The following is an 18,900-nucleotide window of genomic DNA, read 5'->3' on the forward strand; positions in this document are numbered from 1 at the left end:
TGTCAACACTTTTCGCTATTTTTTATTTGTATTTTTCATCGATCAAACATTGATTTTTGGCTATCCACAAAAACAAAGCTCTCTGACTATTATGTTAATAGGTAACCGATTCAATTACAACTCTATGAAAAAACCTTCACTTAACATTCAAATCTATATAAAAATTTATTCGCGATCGTTTAAATATTATTATCCGTCAAAAGAAAACAAGGATGGTCTTGAATTGAAATCCGCAAGACCTGCCCGTTCGCAAAAAGAAATCGCTGTCTGGAAAATTAGGAAGTTTCCAGACAGCCATAATAACTTATTATTTTCTATTAAAAACAATCAGTCTCTTGGACGCATTGTTGGGAATAGTAATACGTCACGGATAGATTGAGAGTTTGTCAATAACATCACTAAACGGTCGATACCGATCCCTAAACCGCCAGTTGGAGGCATACCGTATTCCAATGCTTCAAGGAAGTCTTCATCCATTTCATGTGCTTCATCGTTTCCGGCAGCTTTTTCAGCTAATTGCGCTTCGAAACGTTCCCGTTGGTCGATTGGATCGTTTAATTCTGTAAAGGCATTGGCATGTTCGCGGCGAACGATGAACAATTCAAAGCGATCCGTGAAACGTTCATCTTCTGCATTTTTCTTCGCTAATGGAGAAATTTCAACAGGATGACCGTACACAAATGTCGGCTGGATTAATGTTTCCTCCACTTTTTGCTCGAAGAATTCGTTAATGATATGGCCTACATCATGCATATCTTGAATTTCCACACCATGCTCTTTTGCAAGGCTTCTTGCTTCTTCAAGTGTCATTGGTTGCCAGAAGTCCACACCCGTTACTTCTTTAATGGCATCCACCATATGCACCCGTTTCCATCCTGGTGAAAGGTCGATTTCATCTTCCCCGTATTGGATTTTTGTTGTGCCGAGCACTTCTTGGGCTACATGGGAAATCAAGTTTTCCGTAAGCTCCATAATATCGCGGAAATCCAAATAAGCACCGTATAGTTCCAATAACGTAAATTCCGGATTGTGACGTGTTGAAATACCTTCATTACGGAATACTCGTCCAATTTCGTAAACTTTTTCGAGTCCGCCTACAATTAAACGTTTTAAATGCAATTCCAGTGCAATGCGCAAGTATAAATCCATATCCAAGGCATTATGATGGGTAATGAATGGGCGTGCTGCTGCGCCCCCGGCAACTGTGTGTAAAATTGGTGTTTCCACTTCCAAATAACCTTGTCCATCTAAAAAGTTGCGGATTGAACGAATAATTTTGGAACGAGTAATAAACGTTTCTTTGCTTTGAGGATTTGTCATCAAGTCTAAATAACGTTGGCGATAGCGTTGTTCAACGTCCTGCAACCCGTGGAATTTCTCAGGCATTGGCCGCAATGATTTTGATAGGAAAGTGAATTCATTCGCTTTTACGGAAAGTTCCCCGGTATTTGTTTTGAAAACGACTCCGCGAACACCAACGATATCTCCCAAATCCGCATGTTTAAATAAATCGTAGGCTTCTTCCCCTACCCGATCTTGACGTACATAAATTTGAATTTGACCAGCTACATCTTGGATGTGGGCAAATCCGGCTTTCCCTTTTCCACGCTTTGTCATGATACGCCCAGCAACAATTACTTCATTCTCTTTTTCTTCCAACTCTTCTTTTGTAAATGCATCAAATTCTTCGCGAACCCCAGAAGACAAGTGTGTGCGTTCGAAACGTTGACCAAATGGATCGATACCCTTTGCACGAATATCATTTAACTTTTGGCGTCTCACCAAAAGCTGATCATTTAATTCTTCAATATTTGACACGTCTTTCACTCCTCATAAATTTTAAAACGTTCTTTTCATAGTCCACAATGTTTCTATTGTACACAATTTCTATCTTCTCTTCATCTATTTTGAAAGATTTTTTACGTTTTCCCGACGATTAAAAAGATAAATACTTTCGGATATAATGTTCTTATATTCAGAAGTAATAATATACTTTTCAGGAGGTATTTTCAATGTATCGCAAAATTGATGACTTCATCAAAGATTGGAAAGTCAATTGTGCCGGAACCATTGCCATTATGGAATCCATCACGGAGGATAAAAAACATGTTTCCATTGCGGAAGGCCACAATTCCCTTGAGTTCCTAAGTTGGCATTTGACGAATGCCCCTTCTTTCTTCTTCGGTTTAATCGGTCAGCCGTTGAATGTACAGCTTAATCCGTCCACACCGCCGCAGACAATAAAAGAAATCATCAATGAATATAAAAAAGTAAGCGATGAAGTTGTTAAGAATGTAAAAAACTTAAAGGATGAATCATTGGAAAAAGAAGTGGACATGCTCGGAAAACCGACGCCTATTGGTGAAATACTCCGCTCATTGGTCGATCATCAAACCCATCACCGCGCGCAAATGCAAGTATTATTGAGACAAGCCGGTTTGCCTGTCCCTGGCGTCATGGGACCGACAAAAGAACAATCAAAGGCGTAAAGATGTACATTCAGTACAAGCCGTCTCAGGTTTTGAGACGGCTTTATCACATACTTTATTTAGATTGAGAATAATTTCTATACAACCAGAAACTCCGGTTGCGGCTGTTCTTCCCATTGTTCCACTACACCGAGTAAAATGGCACGCATTTCATCCGCTGTTTCCACTTGATTAATCGCATTTCGAACATTGCCGTTGCCGCGGATTCCTTTTAAATACCAAGCTGCATGTTTACGCATTTCCCGTACGGCCACATATTCCCCTTTTAATTGGATGAGGCGTTCAAAATGCAATAAACAAACATCGATTTTTTCCCGAACGGACGGCTCCGGTTTCAACTCGCCGGTTTCCAGGTATTGCACTGTTCGATAAATCATCCATGGATTTCCTAGCGCAGCCCGACCGATCATCACGGCATCAACGCCGGTTTCATCCAACATGCGTTTGGCATCTTGCGGCGTTTCCACGTCACCATTGCCTATGACTGGGATGTTGACATGTTCCTTTACTTGGCGAATCACATTCCAATCGGCTTTCCCTTCGTACATTTGAACCCTTGTCCGTCCGTGTACGGCTACGGCGCTGCCGCCAGCTCTTTCAATGGCTTGCGCATTTTCAACAGCAAAGATATGTTCATCATCCCAACCGATGCGCATTTTTACCGTCACCGGCTTGTTCACCGCATCCACAACCGCCGCCACCATTTCATACACTTTTTCCGGATTCAACAACCATTTTGCACCCGCTTCACATTTAATGACCTTGTTTACAGGGCAGCCCATATTAATGTCAATGATATCCGCATTTGTATATTGATCGACAAATTTGGCCGCTTCCACTAGGGTCTCCTTTTCTCCTCCGAAAATCTGCAGGGCAATCGGTTTTTCCCTTTCATCTATATAAAGCATTTCCAACGTTTTCTTGTTGCGGGTAACCAATCCTTTATCGCTGATCATTTCAGCGTAAACGAGACCCGCCCCAAATTCCTTCACCGTGAGTCTAAAAGCCACGTTGCTTACTCCCGCCATTGGAGCCAGCACCACGCGGTTTGCCATCACAATATTCCCAATTTGAAAAGGCTTTTTCTCATTCAACGCGCCGTCCCCCCTTTCCGTTCGAACAATTGTATATAAACGCCTGCTATTACACGTTGTCAATCATCGTTACAAAGAGATCGAATCCTTCCACTTCCGGATGCCTTCTTTTTCAAGATCCATGTCCTTTAATGCGGCTTCCGCTTGAACCAGTTTTTCAGTGAATGGCTTCCTTGCCACATCTTTCAGCGGAACGAGCACAAAGGCTCTTTCAAACATCCGCGGATGGGGAATGATTAAATTCTCCGTTTCAATATTGTCGTTATTATACAATAAAATGTCAAGGTCAATGGTCCTTGGTCCCCATCGGATTGTCCTTACGCGCCCCAATTCATTTTCAATGGACTGGCACGCTTCCAACAATTCAAATGGAGTTAAAGTTGTACGGGCATAAATCGCAATATTTAAAAAGGAGGGTTGATCAACATATCCTACTGGCGCCGTTTCATATACGGGAGATATCTTTTGGACAAAAATCCCCGCTTTCCGTCGAAGCAATTCAATTGCCGCTTTTAAATTTTCTTCCCGGTCTCCCATGTTGGTTCCTAAAGATAAATAAACATCATTCACTGTAATGACCCCTTACAATTTCGACCGCCACTTCCTTATAATGTCCTGGAATTGGCGGATCCGGTTTAACGAGTTCCACTTTGCATCCAAACACTTGTCCTTCGTATTTTTCCAAAATGGTTGAAGCAATCGTCTCCGCTACAGCTTCAATCAATTGATAAGGTTTTCCTTCCATAATGGATTTGCATAATTCATACACTTCCACATAATTCACTGTATATTGCAAATCGTCGGTTTCTCCTGCTTTTCTTGTATTTACCGCAAGAGATACCGTCACCCGGAACCGTTGACCCAACACCGTTTCTTCGGGCAACACACCGTGATATCCATAAAATTGCATATCTCTCAAATGAATATAATCCATAACACTCCTCCTAAAAGAATTAATGTCTTTCAGGGAGTTCACCCTTCACTTCAAATTTTCCCATCAAAGCATCCATCATTTTCACCGTTCTTGCCACTTCCTTCACATCGTGGACCCGAACGATATGGCAACCTTTCATGACACCATATACACATGTGGCGGCTGTACCCTCAACCCGTTCATGCAACGGCAGTCCCAAAATCGTACCGATCAGCCGTTTTCTTGATGTGGCTAACAACACCGGATATCCCCATTCGACGAGCTCGTCCAATCGCTGCATCGTTTCAATGCTTTGCTGCAAGTTCTTCACAAAGCCGATACCCGGATCCAGAATGATATGCTCATCCGGCACGCCGGCAGCTTTGACGATCTCAATACTTTCCTTTAAGTCATTTAAAAAATCCTCAAAGTAATTGGTGTAATTCGCATCCTCCCGATTGTGCATCAAAATGATGGGAACGTTATACTGGGAAGCGACTTTGGCCATTTCCGGATCCGCCTTTGCGCCCCATATGTCATTAATGATATGCGCACCCGCTTCAATGGCAGCCCGGGCAACAGCCGATTTATAAGTATCAATGGATATGATGGCCGGTACTTCTTCTCTCAATGCTTTTATGACCGGAACGACACGGGCAATCTCTTCCTCATCCGAAATGCGGGTATATCCAGGACGGGTCGACTCACCGCCGACATCAATGATTTTCGCGCCATCTTGCACCATTTGTTTGGCATGCTCTATAGCTGCATCAAGGGAATTGTACTTCCCTCCGTCAGAAAATGAATCCGGCGTCACATTTAAAATCCCCATCACGAAAGTCTCTTTTGTATAATCGAGCTCTATATTATTAATCATTAACGGTTTAGGATATTTCGATAACATGAAAAACGCACCCCAAATCATTCTTCGTCCTAAATTCATTCGATACAAGTATACCATTTCCGTAGAAGAAGGACTTAATACTTTTTCTCTTCGCTCTTGGATGAAACACCCAAAATTTCCCGTGCAATATCCAATTAAAATTTTGCAAAAAAAATCGACATCATCCAAAAAGGACAATGCCGATTTTTCTTCATATTAGTCTTCAAAGTTGTATAAAGCTGTTGATAAGTAACGTTCACCGTTAGATGGAACAATTGCTAGAACGTTGGAACCTTTGCCTAAGCGTTTTGCCGTTTGGATTGCTGCGTAGATGGCAGCACCTGAAGAAATACCGCATAAAATACCTTCTTCACGGCCTACTTTACGAGCTGTTTCGAAGGCTTGTTCATTTTCTACCGGGAATACAGAATTGTAAACTTCAGTATTTAATACTTCCGGTACGAAGCCTGCACCAATACCTTGGATTTTGTGTGAACCTGGTTTACCGCCGGATAATACTGGTGAATCTTTAGGTTCAACCGCAATAATTTCAATGTTAGGGAATTTTTCTTTTAACACTTCCCCGGCACCTGTGATTGTACCGCCAGTACCAACCCCAGCAACAAAGGCATCCAATTGTACTCCTGAATTTTCAAATGCTTCCACAATTTCAGGACCTGTAGTTAAACGGTGGATTTCTGCGTTTGCAGGGTTTTCAAATTGTTGTGGCATGAAATAACCATTTTCTTCTGCAAGAGCTGTTGCTTTTGCAATGGCACCTTTCATACCTTCAGGACCAGGTGTTAATACCAATTCAGCACCATAAGCGCGAAGCAATTTACGGCGTTCGATACTCATTGTTTCAGGCATTACTAAAATTGCGCGGTAACCTTTTGCGGCAGCAATCATTGCAAGCCCGATACCAGTGTTTCCTGAAGTTGGTTCGATAATTGTGCCGCCTGGTTTTAATCGGCCGTCTTTTTCAGCCGCTTCAATCATCGCTAAAGCAATACGGTCTTTAACTGAACTTCCTGGGTTGAAATATTCCAATTTCACCCAAACTGTTCCTTCATCTTCAGTTGTTTGATGATTTAATTTTACGATTGGTGTACGACCTACTAATTCAGTAATAGAATTATATAATTTGCTCATCACGGGTTCCCCTTTCAAATACCGACTATGTTTATAGGTTTTCATGCTTTAATATTAACAACAATTATTGTTTTTTGTCAATGAAAATGCCAGTGAAATTTTGTAAAAATTTATTAAAGTTTTATTATTCATTCTTCCCCATAGAACCAAGTTACATTAAACTCTTTCCAAAACATTTCTGTGGAAATGGTTGATGGCAATTGTTCCATCGCCAAAACTCTTTTAATATGCTCTTTTACCTCTTTGTATTTGAAGGATTTCCCTTCGATCTTTTCATCTACTTGAACAATTCCATACCGCCCATCTCTTAATAAGACCGGTTCGCTGATTTCGCTTTTCTCAAGTTGTTGAAGCGCTTTCACAATGGCAGGATCCACATTTGAGTTTTTTGTGATATAACCGATATCCCCGCCCAGACTTGCTGACACTTGTTCAACAGAGCGCTCTCTGGCCAATACGGAAAAGTTTGAGCCTTCATCAAGTTCCTTCAATACTTTTTCTGCATCATCCTTTGTATTCACCACAATCAATTTTGCGCGGTACGTCGCTGGGATATTATATAACGATGCATTTTCTTTATAATAATTCTCCATTTCTTCTTCATCGATAATGACATCTTTCGTTAATACTTTTTCCAAGATCAATTGGGATCTAATTTGTTTTTTCAGTTCATCTTCCCCCAATTGCCGCATTGACGAATCCATCTCGCTTGATGAAATCATTAAAGACAATTCCAGATCGATTTCCTCATCAGTTACGTCAATGTTGTATTCTTTCGCAGCCTTCTTCATGACTTTGTCGTTCACCATGCGCTGCAAGGTTTCTTTTCCGTAATAGCGTTCCATTTCAGCCATCCATTGCTGCCTTGTAATTTTCTCGCCACTTACGCTGGCGACAACGGTTTCATTGTCGCCATTGTCGCCATCATCTCCAAGCGCAAATAACCAAAGGACAAACCAAAAGATATTTCCTGCAAACAAAATAGCAAGTAAAGTCAACACCGGTTTTGTTTTTAAACGACGTTTTGACAGCGGCACTTTTTGCATATTATTTTGATTCATTCTTTGACTGTATTTCACGGATAAAACCTTCCAAATCCTCTTGGCTATATTGATATTTTTCTAAACAGAAGTGGCATTGCGCTTCTGCTCCGCCATCTTCATCAATCATTTCTTGTATCTCTTGCACACCTAATGACATAATGGCCGCTCCAAAACGCTCTTTTGAACACTGGCATTTAAAACTAATCGGCATCGTATCTAAAATTTTTACATTTCCTTCACCTAAAACAGCTTCTAATATTTGTTCCGGTGTATAGCCCTTCTCAATCATTTTGGAAATCGGTTCGACGGTTTTTAAGTGATTTTCAATCGTCTCAATCGTCTCTTCATCGCATCCCGGCAATACTTGAATAATGAATCCCCCTGAAGCCAGTACGGAATTGTCGGTATTAACCAATACACCTAACCCCACTGACGAAGGAACTTGCTCCGATGCTGCATAATAGTAAGTGAAGTCCTCCGCAATTTCCCCGGAAACAATCGGTGTTTGTCCTGAAAACATTTCTCTTAATCCTAAGTCTTTTACAATAGTGAGATTGCCTTGTGTTCCAACTGCACGGCGCACATCTAATTTGCCTGCTTCATTCAATGGGAAATGCACATGAGGATTCGTTACATATCCTCTTACTTCCCCTTTTCCATTGGCGTCAATTAAAATGATTCCTATTGGACCGCCGCCTTCAATTTTTATGGTGATTTTATCATCCTCATTCATCATGGAACCCATCATGGCACCTGCCGTCAATGCCCGTCCCAAAGCGGCCGTTGCGGTTGGCCAAGTATCATGTCTTCTTTGCGCCTCCCCAACGGTATTGGTTGAAACAGCCGCATAGGCGCGAATCTTCCCATCAAATCCTAACGCTTTTACTAAATAATCTTGCATGCAAATTGTCCTCTCTTCTATTATTGATTTCTTTTGTAGATGATATATAAACCTTTTAATGTTAGAAATTTGTCCACTATATCAATCACCGGCGTTTCGTTTGAAAAGAATTCCGCAAGTCCTCCGGTGGCAATGACGAGCGGGTCGTTGTCGCTTTGTTCTTTCATTCGATTGACGATTCCTTCAACAAGCCCAAGGAAACCATAGAAAATGCCTGATTGGATGGAAGCGATCGTATTTTTCTCGATCACATCCACAGGTTTTGCAAGTTCCACACGGGGCAATTTCGATGCCTTTGTAAATAGCGCATCCAAAGAGATTGTGACACCGGGCGCTATGGCACCACCCATATAATGCCCTTTTTCATTAATATAACTAAAGGTGATGGCTGTTCCAAAATCCACCACAATAAGCGGCTTCGTTCCATATTCATGAACGGCTGCCACTGCGTTGACAATGCGATCTGTACCCACTTCCCGCGGATTGTCGCATTTGATATTTAATCCTGTTTTAACCCCTGGGCCAACGACAAGCGGTTTAACGTGAAAATATTTTTGGCACATGTCTTCCAAAATGTGCATGATGGGTGGAACAACGGAGGAAATAATGATTCCGCGAATATCGTTGAAGGAAAGCCCTCCATAGTTAAAGAAAGCATATAAATGCATCGCATATTCATCGGCCGTCTTATTTTTCTCCGTTTCCATTTTCCAATGATGAATCAATTGATCATTTTTATAAACGCCCAAAGATATTTTTGAATTTCCCACATCGATGGCTAAGATCATGAAAACCACTTCCATTTTTCGTTTGATGAAATCATACCATATTGCATTTGTTTTCCTCAAAAGGATTAAACTTCGAAACAAAAAAGTAGCATCAGAAAATTTTCTGATACTACTGAAAGCAACGGTTATTCTTTTTTCTCTTCATGGAATCCATTCGGATCCGGAGAATTTTCTTTTGGCAAATCATCCGTTGTAGGAGCTTTTTCTTCGCCGGCCACCTCTTGATGAATTTGGGCAGATCCGGATTTTTCGATGCTTGCTTGTGCGGAACCGGAAGCACCATTCTCTTTCTTCGGCTCAACCGTTGTAATCTTAATCGTTTCTTCCTCATCGGATTTCTCTGGCAAAGTGCCATGATCTCTCAAATATTCGATTTGTTCCGCATTCAATGTTTCGTGTTTCATCAACGCTTGAGCAATTTTATCCAATAGGTCGCGTTTTTCCGTCAAAATTTGTTTCGCCCGTTCATATTGCTCATTTACAATCTTTTGCATTTCTTTATCTATTTCGTAGGCAATGGCCTCAGAATAGTTTTGATCCGTATTGAAGTCACGGCCCAAGAATACATTTCCGCCTTGGGAAGAGCCGAATTGCAATTGACCCAATTTTTCGCTCATCCCAAATTCCGTCACCATCCGGCGGGCAATATCCGTCACCTTCTGGAAGTCGTTATGGGCTCCTGTGGATACTTCTCCCAATACAATATCCTCTGCTGCACGACCGCCAAGCAATCCCGTAATGCGGTCCAACAATTCTTCTTTTGTTTGGAAGAAACGCTCTTCTTTCGGAAGCATGATTGCGTAACCGCCCGCTTGGCCACGCGGAACAATGGTTACTTTATGGACTTTTTCAGCAGAATCGAGCGTTAAACCGATCACAACGTGACCCGCTTCATGATAGGCAACAAGTTTTTTCTCTTTCGGCGTATAGGCACGGCTTGTTTTGGCTGGACCGGCAATTACACGGTCACTTGCTTCATCGATATCATCCATATAAATTTTTCGTTTTCCTTTACGTGTTGCGACTAAGGCTGCTTCATTCAATAAGTTTTCCAAATCCGCACCGGAAAATCCAGGCGTTCTTTGGGCAACCGCTTTTAAATCCACTTCTTCCGCCAACGGTTTGTTGCGTGCATGGACTTTCAAAATCGCTTCCCGGCCTTTTACGTCCGGATAACCTACCGTAATTTGACGGTCAAAACGGCCAGGACGCAATAAGGCTTTATCTAAAATATCTGGCCGGTTAGTTGCCGCGATAATGATAATACCTTCATTCGCGCTGAAACCGTCCATTTCCACAAGCAATTGGTTCAATGTTTGTTCACGCTCGTCGTGGCCGCCGCCAAGACCTGCTCCGCGTTGGCGTCCTACCGCATCGATCTCGTCAATGAAGATGATACATGGCGCATTTTTCTTCGCATTTTCAAACAAGTCGCGAACGCGGGATGCACCGACCCCAACAAACATTTCCACAAAGTCGGAACCGGAAATGGAGAAGAACGGAACGCCCGCTTCTCCGGCAACAGCCCGGGCAAGCAATGTTTTACCTGTACCTGGAGGCCCCACCAACAAAATCCCTTTTGGAATGCGTGCCCCCATTTCCGTAAACTTGCGATGATCCTTCAAAAACTCCACTACTTCGACCAATTCGGCCTTTTCTTCATCTGCCCCCGCCACATCTTCAAAGCGAACTTTTTTCTTGTCCGAATCATACAGTTTCGCTTTGCTTTTGCCGAAGTTCATCACTTTATTGCCTCCGCCTTGAGTTTGGCTCAAGAGGAAGAAGAATAAAATGATAATGATGATGAATGGGATAATTCCGGTAAAGAATTGCACCCATCCACTTGTTTCAGGGGCTGGCAAAAAAACAATATCCGGGTTGTTCTGAACGGCTTCGTCCACAACTTTGTCTATTTTTTCCATCAGCGCTGGGTTATTTTGAGGAAGGTTTACGGTGAACGTTTGATCTTCGTCACCTTTCAACTGACCTTCTACAACAAAAACACCCGCATCCGGCTGAATGCTTAAAGATTTTACTTTTCCATTCTCCAAAGCGTTAATGAATTCACCATAAGTTAACTCTTTTGAAGGATTCGCACCCCTATTAAAGGTGCCAAAAATTCCTATTACCACAAGAAAAATCAATAAATAAAGTATGGTGTATCGAAATATTCGATTCATCCCCAGCCTCCTCACAACTTGACACAAAAACTATAAGTAAAATCTTAACATACCATTATTTCATCATACAATGAAAAGCACTGATAATGTAGCATTTTTGGTTTTTTGTCAATTTTTTTATAAAATTAATAAAAATCAAAACGAATATACTTCGCTTTTCAATATACCAATGTAAGGCAGGTTGCGGTATTTTTCCGCATAATCCAAACCATACCCCACAACGAATCCATCCGGAACTTCGAATCCTACAATATCCGCTTTTAAATCCACTTTCCGGCCGGATGGTTTATCCAACAATGTCACGATTTTGATGGATTTGGCTTTGCGGTATTTAAATAAGTCCACTAAATAACTCAATGTTAATCCGCTATCGATGATATCCTCGATAATGATGACATCCCGGCCTTCAACGCTCGTATTCAAATCTTTTAATATTTTTACCTCTCCAGAAGAAACCGTTGCATTGCCATAGCTTGAAACATCCATAAAATCTATTTCAATGTATGAACCGAAACGTTTCATCAAATCCGTCATAAAAGGAATCGCGCCTTTTAGTACACCAATGGCCAGCGGAAATTTATCTTTATATTCATCGGTTAATTGGGCGCCGATCTCTTTGATCCGTTCTTGAATTTGTTCTTCCGTAATTAATATTTTTTCGATATCATTTTGAATCATAGTGTTCCTCCTAGCATGAATAACAATTTCAAAACTGTGATAAAAAAGCTGACCAACACGGATAATAATTTCGTGTTAATTGCTCTTAAAAAGAATTATAGCCATTTTTAAAAAATATTTAAAATAAACCTTATTTATTATAAGGAACTTTTTTCTACGATCATTACCATATCATCATCAGCCCTTTTCTTTTTCGAAAAGTGATCGTTTACCCGAACACCCAATACCGCTAGGATTTCATCATTTGAATCGACAAGAATTGGCCAAGTATCTCTTTCAATCAAAGGGATTTTTTCATCTATAAAGAGGCGGGATATGCGTTTTGGTTCAAACATTCCTTTTAACCGAATTCGATCCCCTTCTTTCCGAATCCGCACTTTGAGGGGAAAGGCAATGGTGTTGGAATTGCAATAATAAACAACCGCTTCATTTTGTTGAATGCCGGCGTCTTCCGGGAGTTTTCCTATGTATACACGAAAACCGTTGAAAACATTCCACTCTCCCATTTCTATTGAACAAGGATATTGTTCTCCTTCAGATGTCTTTCGTTGAAAGAATGTAATGATTCCATAACTTCGGTTTGCAACATATTGATCCGGCAAATGAATCGTTGCGTTCCCTTCCTGTGACTTACACAATTCCAGAATTTCGCGGGAAATAGCAAAATTTTTGGCGTCTGAATGATGATAAAGATAGTTTAATAGTATTAAAATGATTCTTCTTTGTAAAGCAAGTGGCTCTTTTTGAAGCCGATCAATATGTAATACAAAGCGCTCCCCGATGTTTTCAACAACAGAAGAGAAGCGGCTTTTGGCAAGTTCATTCAAATACTCGTCATCTTGCTGCAGATTCTGGGCGAGTTCAGCCGCATGAATGGCAACCTGATGATTCTCCTTTTTCATTAATGGAATAATATGGTGGCGGAACCGATTACGGGTATAATCATCTTTCAAATTGCTCGCATCTTCCCGAAAAGTCCCGCCTTTCTCCATCAAATATTTTCCGATTTCCTCTTTTGTCACTTTTAAAAAAGGACGGATGACCGTGCCGACCGTAAATGGCCGTTTTGAAGATATCCCTTTGAACCCGTTGACGCTTCCGGCCCTCGTTAATGACATCAGCATCGTTTCCAACTGGTCATCCGCATGATGGGCAGTTACTAATTTATTGATTTGATGTTGTTTCATGATTTCCGCAAAAAAAGCGTAGCGCTCTCTGCGGCAAACGGCTTGGGAGTTCCCTCCCTCTTTCGCCAACAATTCCGGAATGGGTATGCTCGTGCTGAAAACAGGAATATTCCGATCTTTGCAAAACTGCTCCACAAATTGCCGATCTTCGTAGGAGACTTCTCCTCTTAGCATATGGTCCACATGGGCCACATACAATTCCACTTTCCAATGTTTTTGGAAATGAATGAAAAAATGAAGCAACCCCATGGAATCGATGCCGCCGGAACACGCGATGAGAAGACGGTCCCCCGCTTCGACCAATTGCTGCTCCTCGATATATTTTTCCACTTTCTTTTCAAAAGTCGCCATCTTCTCACCCCAATTGATTTTTATTAACTGACCGGACTAAATACAGCCCATTTTGGCGCCACGTGGGAAACATTGAATATAATCACCGTACAGTCGTCTTCCACTTCGTATTCGCTCCGATAACTGTCCATCACATCGTAAAGAAGCGCTTCTATTGGCATGCCCAAACGGATTTTTGATTTTAATAATGTTACAAAATACTGTTCTTGTTCATCCCAATCGTATTTGCTGGAGAACAGGCCGTCAGAGACCATTACAACATAATCATCCGCAAGCAAATTCACCTTTTCCGTCTCTATGGAAAAGACAGGCATGAAACCGACCGGTGCCGATGAACCTTCCACTTTGATCAGCCGCTCTCCCCTCAAAATATATGTGGACATGCTGCCCGCTTTCCAAGACCATAATTCTCCCTTTTGCAAATCCACCAGTGCAAAATCGATCGTTGCATACATATCCACTTCACGGTTCAAGCTCAACACGTAATGAAGCGTATGCATCGCTGTCTCCGGATTCATATTATAGCTCAAACATTCCCTCATCAACCTTACTAATCGTCTGCTTTCCCGTTTAGCTTCACGGCTTTGCCCCATGCCATCCGATAACATCACAGCCACCAGCCCCGGATGGATGTGGAAGATGGCATGAGAATCTCCGGAAACGATATTCGAATTTTTTGCTTTGCTATATATATCATACTGAATTTTGTAGCGAACGGCAGAGCGAAATCTCACTTGGAAGTGAGCAAATGGTGTCTTATGATTTGAAATCCGATCCACTTGGAACGGTTCGGAAAATACTTCATAAAGCACCGGAAGAATCACCCGTTCACACAATAAATACAGATCATCTTTATTTTGGGTGTTCACAAAGGAGCAGACAATCACCCGTTCGCCCAATGTGTTATTTAAAACGTCAATTTGGAAACAATCAATATTTGCCCTTTTAAACTCCTGGCTTAATTCTTCCTCGACCGTTTTAAAAGATAGTGTCTCGTTTTTCATATCTTCCATCAATTTATTTAGATGATTGCTTAAATCCCTTAACTGCAAGGCAATCATTTTTTTCCCATGATAGAATTGCCCATTCATTTTATCGTTATACAACTGATAATCAAGTTCTTCCAACAATTTTGACGATTTTACACATCTCGCTCTAATTTGTTCTTCCGCACGGATTTGCTCTGCTTCATTCAATCCCGATTTTGCCATGAACCATCTGCGAATATTTTCATCCATTCCGATATTTTTTTCTCCCCAGCACCGTTCGTATCGGAAACAGCTCATGCAAGTGGCGCAAGGTTCAATTTTCCGGATTCCGCTCACATTTTCCGTTGAGGTGAAGTGGTCGAAAACCAACTCTTTCATGAACAGGACAAAACGCTGGAACATTTCCAGTTTTTCCGTCGTATGTTCTGTCAACCATTCCTGCCGTTTCAGCAACACTTCATCCCGTTTAGGATGGATGATATTCTCCAAAAAGTCTAACATCTTCTGGGGCAATAGTAAAAAGACCACTCCCGCAATGAATACCGACACAAAATATACGCTATCAAGCGGCAACGTTGAATCGTAAAAAAAGAAAAAAATGCTCGGCAGAAGGCTTCCCAACACAACGCCTGCCCTTCCAATCCCTTTAAACAGCCCGCTCGAAACACCCGTCAACGCATAAACGGCAATCATCCCTGTAAATGAAAGCTCGGAAATCCCCACCAATGCCCCAATAATGGTGGATACACTTGAAGCAACGGTCACTCCTCCAGTGATGGCGGCAATGCAAATGGATAAATGCAATACAAATGTAAAAAGCGAAAAATAGGAGATTGTAAATGCATGCATCCCGGTCAAAACAACCGCCAAAATGACCAATCCCGCTCCGATGCGCTCATAACTCCATGAAGCAGTCCAAAAACGGTATGGCTCAACAAAAAACAGCTTCACAAAGATGGTCATAAAGAATGCCAAGATCATTTCATAATAAACGTACAATTGAACCATAAAAGGAGGGATGCCCATATGCACCATTCCCTGCCACATAAATTGACCAAAAAAGATGGCAAGGGCTACGGCAATCGCCGTCGGTGGCTTCCAATACCGGAAACGCATCAACAATTCATAAATGAATAGCTGAATTAACAATATGAACCCTTGTCCCAAACTTAAACTCACCGCACCTGCCAGCCCGCCAACAAACACAGCCCACTTCTCATTTTCATATTTTTGTCTTACAACCGCCCATAACGGCAACAGGAAAGGGACAGCCGCTTCAAACATAACCGCTCTCGATAGAAAGAATGCCAAGAACAAAAAGAATAAATGGAGAATGACGCTCATCTTTTTAATAGAATAACGGCTGATCCGATCTTGCCATGTTGATTTTTGATTCAGCATTTGTATATTTGACATATTTTCCATCCCCCTTAGAGATATCGTTGCGCTCTATTATAAAAAATTGGGAATGTAAAATTTGTCTAGTACTGTTCCAGTTAAAAAAAATTGTTCGACGAATTACTTAATAACTTAACAAAATACTCGCTTCCGCAAGTTCAGCCGCTTTGAAGTTTGCTTATTTGATTACAATAGGGGTTTTCAAGAAAGAATGGAGAGGAAAAGTAAGGGATATAAGGGCATTATAAAAAGTACGGAGAAAATAAAACTTTGATAATATATCTTTTTGAATATGGATTACCTTCACCGGATGAAAACTTGCAGCGATTATAGCCATTGCATTGACAAAACACTTGTCCGGTTACATTCCGTAAAATGGGGACCGAAAAAATAAAATAAAGTCGACTATTGACGGAACATAGTCGACTCTTTTTTTGCAAATAACCGATGATATCATTTGGATTTTGACAAATTTATCGTTCAAACATGTAAAAACATGCGAATCTTCTTTATCACTATTATCTAATAGACAGCAAACTACCCTCTTCTTGCGCCACGTCCACCTCGTTTGGACTCAGTTGCACGTCTTAAGGAAGCAAGACGCTCATCACTATCTTTCAAAAATTTTGCTATTTTCTGTTCAAAACTTTCTTTTGATTGACGTTCATTGCGTTCATTTGAACGGTTTTCACGACGTGGTCTCTGAGGACGTTCAGGTCTTTCTGATTGTGCTTTAGCCTTTCTGATGGATAGGCCAATTTTTCCATCCTCTTCAACGTTTAACACTTTCACTTCAACGATGTCTCCAACTTTAAGATGATCGTTAATGTCTTTCACGTAGTTATCAGCTACTTCACTAATGTGGACAAGGCCCGTTTTACCATCTGGCAGCTCAACAAACGCTCCAAAATTTGTAATTCCTGTGACCTTACCTTGTAATTTGCTGCCTACTTCAATTGACATAAAAAAAATGCTCCTCCTTAAAAATTTAACGGCTAAAACAAAGCCTGTAATATAATTATGATAAAAAATGAGCCTAAAAATTGTAAATGCTCTCTTTTATTATAGCCGACAAAAAAAGAGTGTCAACAAGACAACTCTTTTTCAACAGCAATTTTTTTAATTTTAATTCTGCTTTATTTACAAAATTTTCTTTTTAGTGCAATAATATTTTAACCCGCCGAGAAAATTATTCGTCATTATGATCTTCTTCTTTATCTTTGTCTTTGTCCCGCTCATCTTTAGGGATGGTAAAAATGATTTCCCCATCATCAGACAAGAAGTATTCTTTCCTTGCCAATTTTGCTATATACTCATCATCTTCAAGTTTCTTTATTTGCAACTTCAGCCGTTCTTGTTCTTCTTTCATTTCCTGGAGTTCCGCCAACATTTTTTCTTTTTCCGCTTCTTTTCCCGATAATCTTTGGTTTTGGTTATACAGCGTGCTAATTAAACTGACAATGACGACGGATGCGATAATGAAGAACGTTGTTAACCTTCTGCGTAGCCCAATTTTTCTCTTCGTCAATTTTTCCATTTGGCGATCCGCTGTACGAACATAGTCATTTTCGATTTTTCGGATATTTTTGTTCCCGTATCTCTTATTCACATCCGTCACCTCCTGTTTATTTATTGTATCGTCATTATAACTTAATCATTAATGCTTTTTAAAGATTGCCCGTTTAAAGTTTGCAATTTTTCTATAAAAGGGCCTTTTTATCTTGATAAAAAGTTTATAGAAAGGTCTAAACAGTACAGCAATTATGCGGGTCAACATCCTGATGATTCCCCGTACCAATTTTATTGTCATTGTGATGATGGCAACGATCGGCCTGATGACCAGTACGATAAATACCCGGCCAAGGAAACGGAAAAATGGCTGTAAGAAAGATTCATAAAGGAAAATGCCTAAAATTTGTGATAATGGGTCTACTAAACGCCACTCTCCACCCTTTATTAAAAATATGATATAAAAACTTGCCACACCTAACAGTGCCCATATAACAATTTCGAGGATCCACGAAAACTTTCGCAATAATGACTTGGGTGAGATGGCGCTGGTGAAAATTCTTGTTGCATCAATCACCGCGCCAATGAAAATCCCGCTTGCCGTCATTATTACGATGCTGAAAAATTGCTCGTTAACTGTCATCCAAACAATTTATGGAGGAAGCCTTTAGTCAACCCATTTTCATCATCATCGTATTGGAGGGCTTTGACATTGCCTTCTAACGTCAATAATCCCTTGTCCACATCTAAATGAACAATGCGCAATTCCTCTCCCCGAATGAGCAAATGCCCTTGGGAAGTTCTTACGTAAAATTCCTCCTGATCGAATCTCTCAATTTCCTTTACTGATGTCATGTCCATTCTTTTTCTATTTCTCACAGTCACAAGATGATCACCAGAAGTTATAGTGTAATTGTTTTCTTGATGGATTTGTGTCATTATCGTTCCTCCTTCTAATGGTTTGTTCTGTTCACTTTATGCGGGAAATAAAAAAAGCATGACAACAAAAATGGTTGTCATGCTATAAAAAAATATTTCGGGCTTCTATTTTTCTATTCTTCATCATCGATAAATTCCGGTTCAATTTTATCTAGTTTTTCTTCTTTCAATATCGTGAACATTTTATTAGCATCTTCTTTTCGGACGTTTTCTTTGATTTCTTCCACACGGACCGTGACGATTTTCTGCCCAAAGCGGATCGTCAGCTCGTCACCGGCATTGACGTTGGAAGAGGCTTTGGCAACCTTGCCATTAATGGTGATTCGGCCTTGTTCAGCCACTTCTTTTGCCAACGTACGGCGTTTAATGAGTCGAGATACTTTTAAAAATTTGTCTAATCGCATAG

19 protein-coding genes are annotated in these 18,900 nt (G+C 40.8%); 1 reads left to right on the plus strand and 18 read right to left on the minus strand.

The window, feature by feature from the left end:
* Positions 1-327: 327 nt before the first annotated feature.
* The gene (gene lysS, locus NSS77_RS05095) at positions 328-1,827 is read right to left on the minus strand and encodes a lysine--tRNA ligase (protein ID WP_342470666.1); all 1,500 of its coding nucleotides are present in this window, start codon (positions 1,825-1,827) and stop codon (positions 328-330) included.
* Positions 1,828-2,012: 185 nt separating this feature from the next.
* On the opposite strand from lysS, the gene NSS77_RS05100 reads away from it, so the two are divergent.
* Positions 2,013-2,489 (plus strand): DinB family protein, encoded by a 477-nt coding sequence (locus NSS77_RS05100; RefSeq protein WP_342470667.1) that lies wholly within the window; start codon positions 2,013-2,015, stop codon positions 2,487-2,489.
* A 77-nt stretch (positions 2,490-2,566) separates the two neighbouring features.
* Here NSS77_RS05100 and dusB read toward each other — a convergent pair whose 3' ends face one another.
* From dusB to NSS77_RS05185, 17 genes are all read right to left on the minus strand, one after another.
* Positions 2,567-3,583 carry a tRNA dihydrouridine synthase DusB gene (dusB, locus tag NSS77_RS05105; RefSeq protein ID WP_342470668.1) on the minus strand — a complete coding sequence of 339 codons (1,017 nt, stop codon included), beginning with the start codon at positions 3,581-3,583 and terminating at the stop codon, positions 2,567-2,569.
* Positions 3,584-3,652: 69 nt separating this feature from the next.
* Positions 3,653-4,153, minus strand: a complete 501-nt coding sequence (gene folK / locus NSS77_RS05110) for a 2-amino-4-hydroxy-6-hydroxymethyldihydropteridine diphosphokinase (protein ID WP_342470669.1) — start codon at positions 4,151-4,153, stop codon at positions 3,653-3,655.
* The gene (gene folB / locus NSS77_RS05115; RefSeq protein ID WP_342470670.1) at positions 4,146-4,517 is read right to left on the minus strand and encodes a dihydroneopterin aldolase; all 372 of its coding nucleotides are present in this window, start codon (positions 4,515-4,517) and stop codon (positions 4,146-4,148) included. Before folB ends, folK begins: the two co-directional genes overlap by 8 nt.
* Positions 4,518-4,536: 19 nt before the next feature.
* Complete coding sequence (gene folP, locus NSS77_RS05120) at positions 4,537-5,400, minus strand: dihydropteroate synthase (protein ID WP_342470671.1); 864 nt, start codon at positions 5,398-5,400, stop codon at positions 4,537-4,539.
* 195 nt (positions 5,401-5,595) lie between these two features.
* A complete protein-coding gene (gene cysK / locus NSS77_RS05125; protein WP_342470672.1) occupies positions 5,596-6,531 on the minus strand; it encodes a cysteine synthase A in 936 nt (311 codons plus the stop codon).
* A 128-nt stretch (positions 6,532-6,659) separates the two neighbouring features.
* Positions 6,660-7,610, minus strand: coding sequence for a peptidyl-prolyl cis-trans isomerase (locus NSS77_RS05130; protein WP_342470673.1), 951 nt, complete (start codon positions 7,608-7,610; stop codon positions 6,660-6,662).
* On the minus strand, positions 7,579-8,475 hold the full coding sequence (hslO, locus tag NSS77_RS05135) for an Hsp33 family molecular chaperone HslO (RefSeq protein WP_342470674.1): 897 nt from the start codon (positions 8,473-8,475) through the stop codon (positions 7,579-7,581). The genes NSS77_RS05130 and hslO overlap by 32 nt, the downstream gene beginning before the upstream one ends.
* Before the next feature lie 20 nt (positions 8,476-8,495).
* The gene (locus NSS77_RS05140; RefSeq protein ID WP_342471206.1) at positions 8,496-9,263 is read right to left on the minus strand and encodes a type III pantothenate kinase; all 768 of its coding nucleotides are present in this window, start codon (positions 9,261-9,263) and stop codon (positions 8,496-8,498) included.
* Positions 9,264-9,388: 125 nt separating this feature from the next.
* Positions 9,389-11,443, minus strand: coding sequence for an ATP-dependent zinc metalloprotease FtsH (gene ftsH / locus NSS77_RS05145; RefSeq protein WP_342470675.1), 2,055 nt, complete (start codon positions 11,441-11,443; stop codon positions 9,389-9,391).
* Between the two features lie 135 nt (positions 11,444-11,578).
* The gene (gene hpt, locus NSS77_RS05150; RefSeq protein WP_342470676.1) at positions 11,579-12,121 is read right to left on the minus strand and encodes a hypoxanthine phosphoribosyltransferase; all 543 of its coding nucleotides are present in this window, start codon (positions 12,119-12,121) and stop codon (positions 11,579-11,581) included.
* A 137-nt stretch (positions 12,122-12,258) separates the two neighbouring features.
* A complete protein-coding gene (gene tilS / locus NSS77_RS05155) occupies positions 12,259-13,659 on the minus strand; it encodes a tRNA lysidine(34) synthetase TilS (RefSeq protein WP_342470677.1) in 1,401 nt (466 codons plus the stop codon).
* A gap of 23 nt (positions 13,660-13,682) precedes the next feature.
* Positions 13,683-16,064 (minus strand): SpoIIE family protein phosphatase, encoded by a 2,382-nt coding sequence (locus NSS77_RS05160; protein ID WP_342470678.1) that lies wholly within the window; start codon positions 16,062-16,064, stop codon positions 13,683-13,685.
* A 519-nt stretch (positions 16,065-16,583) separates the two neighbouring features.
* On the minus strand, positions 16,584-17,009 hold the full coding sequence (locus NSS77_RS05165) for a S1 domain-containing RNA-binding protein (RefSeq protein ID WP_342470679.1): 426 nt from the start codon (positions 17,007-17,009) through the stop codon (positions 16,584-16,586).
* Positions 17,010-17,235: 226 nt separating this feature from the next.
* Positions 17,236-17,655 carry a septum formation initiator family protein gene (locus NSS77_RS05170; protein WP_342470680.1) on the minus strand — a complete coding sequence of 140 codons (420 nt, stop codon included), beginning with the start codon at positions 17,653-17,655 and terminating at the stop codon, positions 17,236-17,238.
* A gap of 48 nt (positions 17,656-17,703) precedes the next feature.
* Entirely contained in the window at positions 17,704-18,198 is a 495-nt protein-coding gene (yabQ, locus tag NSS77_RS05175; RefSeq protein WP_342470681.1) for a spore cortex biosynthesis protein YabQ, read from the minus strand.
* The gene (yabP, locus tag NSS77_RS05180; protein WP_342470682.1) at positions 18,195-18,494 is read right to left on the minus strand and encodes a sporulation protein YabP; all 300 of its coding nucleotides are present in this window, start codon (positions 18,492-18,494) and stop codon (positions 18,195-18,197) included. Before yabP ends, yabQ begins: the two co-directional genes overlap by 4 nt.
* Positions 18,495-18,607: 113 nt before the next feature.
* Positions 18,608-18,898, minus strand: a complete 291-nt coding sequence (locus NSS77_RS05185) for an RNA-binding S4 domain-containing protein (RefSeq protein WP_342470684.1) — start codon at positions 18,896-18,898, stop codon at positions 18,608-18,610.
* Positions 18,899-18,900 lie beyond the last annotated feature (2 nt).

The organism is Ureibacillus sp. FSL K6-3587 (assembly GCF_038593165.1).
GTDB lineage: Bacteria > Bacillota > Bacilli > Bacillales_A > Planococcaceae > Ureibacillus > Ureibacillus suwonensis.